This window comes from Psychromonas sp., from assembly GCF_047632995.1.
Lineage (GTDB): Bacteria > Pseudomonadota > Gammaproteobacteria > Enterobacterales > Psychromonadaceae > Psychromonas.
Window position 1 is genome coordinate 1 of record NZ_JBLIEK010000177.1, and the last position, 5,350, is coordinate 5,350.

Below are 5,350 nucleotides of genomic sequence, written 5' to 3' on the forward strand. Positions count from 1 at the left end.
CAGAAAAGTGGTGGGTTCAAACGGTAAATTATTGGATGTATTCACAAACGAAGTCAAAGAATACTGCAAAAGTATTCGTGATAAGACACAGTTTAATGCTTGGTCAAACAGTATTGATAAACATGTTCATGAATGGCATCAAATTACTGAAGACATTATGCAAAGGGCAGCCAAAAATCCTGCAGAACTAGGTGCTGCATCTGTCGATTACTTGATGTATTCAGGTTACGTCGTAGTTGGCTATTTCTGGCTTCAAATGGCCGTTGTTGCTCAGCAAAAACTTGACGATGGTACAAACGATCCAGAATTTTATAAAGCAAAATTACATACGGCTAAATTTTATTTTGACCGTCTACTAACGCGCACACGTTCATTAGTGTCAGCCATGGAGTCTGGGGCTGATAACTTAATGGATATGGAAGAAGAACAGTTCAACATAGTTTAGGCTTCAATAAATGTTAATAAGCTAGACTGGTAAATTCAAAAAGGCAAACATGATTATGTTTGCTTTTTTTTATTCACCGGAAATTCAACTAGACGGATAAATACAGCCATGAAACATCACACAATCAACATTGAAGACGTTAATATTCATTATGTTGAAGCAGGTGATAATTATAAGAGCTATTCGCCACGCCAAACTATTGTTTTCTTACATGGCTTTCCTGAATATTGGGGGACATGGCATGCACAGCTTGATTATTTTTCTAGTAAATATCGTGTGATAGCCCCCGATTTGCCTGGCTATAATTTAAGTGATAAACCCAAAGAAAAATCATTTTTTGAAGTATCCAATCTGATCCAATTTATGGCTAAGTTCATTCAATGCACAGCGCCACAAGAAAAAGTAATATTAGTGGCTCACGATTGGGGTGGGGTCATTGCATGGCCTCTTGCTGCTTTTTTTCCAAAACTTGTCGAACGATTAGTGATACTTAATGCTGCTCACCCCAGTATTTTCACACGGGAAATGGTGCACAACGCCGAACAAAGACAAAAAAGCGAGTACATTCATGAGTTAATTGCGTCAAATGCTGTAAAAAAGTTATCAGAAAATAACTATGAATACCTCAAAAACAAAATATTCATGGGAATGCGTGAAGGCACATTGAGCGAGACGCAGCGCAAGACTTATGAGAACGTTTGGGCTCAGCCTGACGCAGTTAATGGCATGCTGCAATACTATAGAGCCATGCCGCAATTGGCCCCCAATGAGAAAATCGTTGATGTAGGCAATGGACATGGCAATGGTCCTGTCGTTGCAGCGGAACAAATGAAAATACCCAATATCCGCATCAGTTGCCCAACACTGATCTTGTGGGGCGAACAAGATCAGGCCTTTGTTAAAGAGAACATTGATGGTGTAGAGGAGTATGTGCCAGATGTGCGAATTAGACGCTTTCCTGATGCAAGCCATTGGTTGCAACATGAGTTGCCTGATGAAGTGAATTTAGAAATCGAAAAGTTTTTAGTAAAGTAGACAGATAAATGTAAGGAATTAGAAAGTAATAAAATTATTTTTTAAATGACTGCGGTTTCTAGTGGTATTCAGGACACAGAGAAATTGATCTAAACAGCTGCGTTTTTTCCCTGTGTTTTGGTATTAGATGTTTTTTAGTAATACACATAAAAAAACAGCCTCAAAAGAGGCCATTTTAAAAGGTGAGACAATTATCTGTTCAAAGAAAATTCGACTTACCTTCCATGTTGATCGTTTTACTAGCTATTGCTAGGTTCATTCAATAACAGTTTTTGCGAAGCTTGAATGACGTGTTGCTCTGCCGTGAAACTATAATACTTATATTCTGTCGTTAAGGGCAGTAACTATGGGTGAGGTACCTAAACCATTTTCAGACGCCCATACCAGCACTGTTTTACCGTCTTTTTCAGGAGCTTTCAAATCACCTCTGGGCATTTTTTTTATCATAAGAGTGCCTGTTTCTTCTGAGTTGTTAAGCATAGCAGTCCGAATAAGGCTGTTACCTCCGCAAGATACACCGGTGTAATAATCTTTAAGTTTTAAATTGTAATCAGACTGAACACGTCTCATTTTTCTACGAAGTTCACCTTTGTCATCTGCTTTTACAATGGTACATATATTTTGTAATGCATCATTGATGTCAGCTTGAGCATTGCCAGCATATATCAAAGAAGCAGTTGCGATGGCGATAGAAGTTTTAACTATTTTCAACATGGTTAATTTCCTCGGTGTTTTTGTTTAATTGCAAAAGTTGCTGTGTTTTGATGTTTCTATTAAAGAATATTTAAAGGGATTGAAAAAGCTACGATATGATACTTAGGTATGAGAAGTGGTAACGTTGCTTTTAGAATGCACTAATGTCGAAGCTGAAATTATACGAGGCTTAAAACTTGTAATATGCATTAATACATAATGCTATGTTGGCTCTTTAGTACTCAGTATGTTTTTTGCACATCCTTTTTATTAAAATTAAAATTAAAATTAAAAATTTTTATAGTAATAGAGAGTTGGTGAGTTGGTGAGTTGGTGAGTTGGTGAGTTGATGTTCAATGTATCTTTATTTTAGCTTTATAGGTTGCGAAGCGTTGCCTTGATTTCATATTTGATGAAGACCTTAGGCGAGTTGGTAACAAAAAGAATACAAAACTAAATCTATAAACTAGGGCTACATTTTTATTTGAGCTATCACATATGTCGGCTTAAAAATCATTTAATAATGACTATATTACTGGAAATTGCACTAGGGCATTAATATGAAATTTGATAATGACAGATGTTTATTGATAGTGAACACAGTCGAAATATTAAAATATAGATAGGTTATTTTTTGTTTGACTAAAATGAGAGCATTTTTTTTATTAAGTTTACTCGTTGAACTATTTTTATTCGCTGAATGTTCTTCAAATGTGCCTCAAGTCAATATATGTTAACTTTTTTGAGTATAAAAAATAAATGTAGAGGATAGGTAAAGTGGATAAGCAAATTTTAATTGTTTTGTTTGGTTTGGTTTTTTTGATGGGATGTGCTGGAATGACTCCTAAGCTGGGGTTATTTAATGACCATTTAGTACCCTGCCCACAATCACCCAATTGTGTGAGTAGTCAAATTATAGATAAAAAAAAATTTATAGAACCGTTCTATTTCATTGGCTCACAACAAGAGACACAAGCACGGCTGTTATTAATACTAAAAACATTGCAGCGAACAAACATCATAGATATTCAGGACAATTATGTCCGAGTGGAGTTTACATCTAAAATATTTAAATTTATTGATGATGTAGAGTTCTATTTTCCAGTCACAAAATCCGCAACAACAATCATATACTTTAGATCTGCGTCGCGTCTCGGATACTCAGACTTAGGTGCTAATAGAAAACGAATTGAACAGATGAGACAGAAATTGAAGGGATATTAACAAGAATTTAAGTGGAAGTGGTAGACTAACATTCACTGGTATTTTTGTAGATAATAAACGATTAAATTTTGTTTTAGCTTATAAATATTAACTTTTTTGGCTGTAGATTCCATCTAATCGTCACCTTATAAAGTGCCTACTAAAATAGGTTTGTATTTATAACAAATTTGTTAGTGATGAGTATTAACCAACACAGATATTGGCAAGTCATTGAGCAAACTTGGTCGCAAAAAAACATCATGTTTCGTTCTTTCTTATTTATTTAGATAGGATATCTTGCAATATTTGTTTGGGAAAGTTTTAAAATATTCAAATAACGCGATATAAACACCATTGGTAAATACCTATTTTTATAAAGGATTTCTTTAATGTTGATGAACTATGAGTTTGGGAAACCGTTGCTAGTTATTTTTTTCAGCTTAACGCTGTTAGCTTGTAGTGGGTCTGATAAAACAGAGCCAGAATTATTACTGGTAGTCGTTGAACCTGTTATCAGTCAGTTCTCCTTTTTAGTTGAGAATAATCCAAGTCTAAGCTCAAATTTAAATTTGTCTATATCTGGTAAAAACATTGCTGGTAAATTCCCAGTCAGCGCTAATTGGCAAAGGATGATCGCCACGGTTGAACACACTGGTGCGTCGCTGGTTGTTAATGATACAGCGCAGAAAAATAATGTATCTGTACAGAATTTTAGTGATGTACAGACTTACACTGTGATGATGGATGACGGCCGTCAGGTGAGTTATTCCGTTGATATTGTGGCTTTTACTGGATTACCTATCATTTATATATCGACAATTGGCAATGTACCCATCAACTCCAAAGAGGACTATGTAGATGGTACTGTCTCTATCAAAGGTGGGCGTAACTTTTCAGACGAACCTTCTGTCGATATTAAAATTCGAGGCCGTGGAAACTCTACTTGGTTTTTTCATCCTAAAAAACCGTTTCAAATGAAGTTGAAAGATAAGACAACAATGTTGGATATGCCATCCAAAAAGAAGTGGTTATTTTTGGCCGAATATTCTGATAAAACTTTGTTGAGAAATACCATTAGTTTTGAAATGGGATATTTAAGCAATCTTGACTGGACGCCTAAAAGTACCTTTGCCGAGGTGTATATCAACGATGAATATAACGGCACCTACAACATTACTGAAAAGGTAGAAGAAGGCAGTAATCGAGTGAATATTGGTGACAATGGTTTTTTACTCGAAATTGATCAACTAGAAAGACAAGACTCAGATGATGTGTATTTTTATACGGATGAATTTCTAGTGGCAATAAAAGAGCCCAATCTAAATTGGGATGATGAACAATATAATTATATTAAAAGTTACATCAATGAATTTGAATCAGCTCTATTTTCTTCAAACTTTACAGATCCAATTAATGGCTATGCCAAATACATAGATGTCGATAGTTTTGTAGATTGGTATCTAATCAGTGAAATAACAAAAAACGTTGACTCTAAATTTTTTTCCAGCATTTATTTTAATTTAGTGCCAGGTCAAAAAATTAAAATGGGGCCGCTATGGGACTTTGATTTGTCTTTTGGCAATGTGAACTACGCTGATTCTCGTTATGCGCAGGGGTTTTGGGTGAAAGACAATCCATGGATCGCCAGATTATTTACCGATAGTGTCTTTCTCGAGAAGGTTAAAACCCGTTTTGCTTATTTTAAAGTCAATCAAAATTTAATTTTGGATAAAATCGACGACTATGCTGACAAGTTAAATCTGGCGCAACAAGAAAACGATACTAAATGGAATACCTTGGGCAATTATGTTTGGCCGAATCCCTTGGTGTTTGACACTTACAGCGAAGAGGTTAACCAACTGAAAACATGGTATGCGCAGAGAATGACTTGGTTAGATGGTGCTTTGAACAATCTTTAGTTCCCTTAGTGTTGGTTTTTAAAGACAACAAATAGGCCATAAAAAAGAATTAGGA

5 protein-coding genes are annotated in these 5,350 nt (G+C 35.3%); 4 read left to right on the forward strand and 1 reads right to left on the reverse strand.

Annotated elements, in window-relative coordinates; genetic code table 11:
• Both ACJAT7_RS17585 and ACJAT7_RS17590 read left to right on the forward strand, forming a co-directional pair.
• Window positions 1-445: acyl-CoA dehydrogenase C-terminal domain-containing protein (locus ACJAT7_RS17585; RefSeq protein WP_415228099.1), on the forward strand; the 445-nt coding region annotated here is incomplete at its 5' end.
• Between the two features lie 108 nt (window positions 446-553).
• Complete coding sequence (locus ACJAT7_RS17590) at window positions 554-1,480, forward strand: alpha/beta fold hydrolase (RefSeq protein WP_415228100.1); 927 nt, start codon at window positions 554-556, stop codon at window positions 1,478-1,480.
• 318 nt (window positions 1,481-1,798) lie between these two features.
• Here the strand turns inward: ACJAT7_RS17590 and ACJAT7_RS17595 are convergent, their stop codons facing one another.
• The gene (locus ACJAT7_RS17595; RefSeq protein WP_415228101.1) at window positions 1,799-2,194 is read right to left on the reverse strand and encodes a DUF3718 domain-containing protein; all 396 of its coding nucleotides are present in this window, start codon (window positions 2,192-2,194) and stop codon (window positions 1,799-1,801) included.
• A 756-nt stretch (window positions 2,195-2,950) separates the two neighbouring features.
• On the opposite strand from ACJAT7_RS17595, the gene ACJAT7_RS17600 reads away from it, so the two are divergent.
• Both ACJAT7_RS17600 and ACJAT7_RS17605 read left to right on the forward strand, forming a co-directional pair.
• On the forward strand, window positions 2,951-3,397 hold the full coding sequence (locus ACJAT7_RS17600; RefSeq protein WP_415228102.1) for a DUF1499 domain-containing protein: 447 nt from the start codon (window positions 2,951-2,953) through the stop codon (window positions 3,395-3,397).
• Window positions 3,398-3,765: 368 nt separating this feature from the next.
• The gene (locus ACJAT7_RS17605) at window positions 3,766-5,295 is read left to right on the forward strand and encodes a CotH kinase family protein (RefSeq protein WP_415228103.1); all 1,530 of its coding nucleotides are present in this window, start codon (window positions 3,766-3,768) and stop codon (window positions 5,293-5,295) included.
• Window positions 5,296-5,350: the final 55 nt, after the last annotated feature.

Coding starts and splice junctions, on each gene's coding strand:
- ACJAT7_RS17590 (WP_415228100.1), top strand. CDS start 554: ATGAAACATCACACAATCAACATTGAAGACGTTAATATTCATTATGTT.
- ACJAT7_RS17595 (WP_415228101.1), bottom strand. CDS start 2,194: ATGTTGAAAATAGTTAAAACTTCTATCGCCATCGCAACTGCTTCTTTG.
- ACJAT7_RS17605 (WP_415228103.1), top strand. CDS start 3,766: ATGTTGATGAACTATGAGTTTGGGAAACCGTTGCTAGTTATTTTTTTC.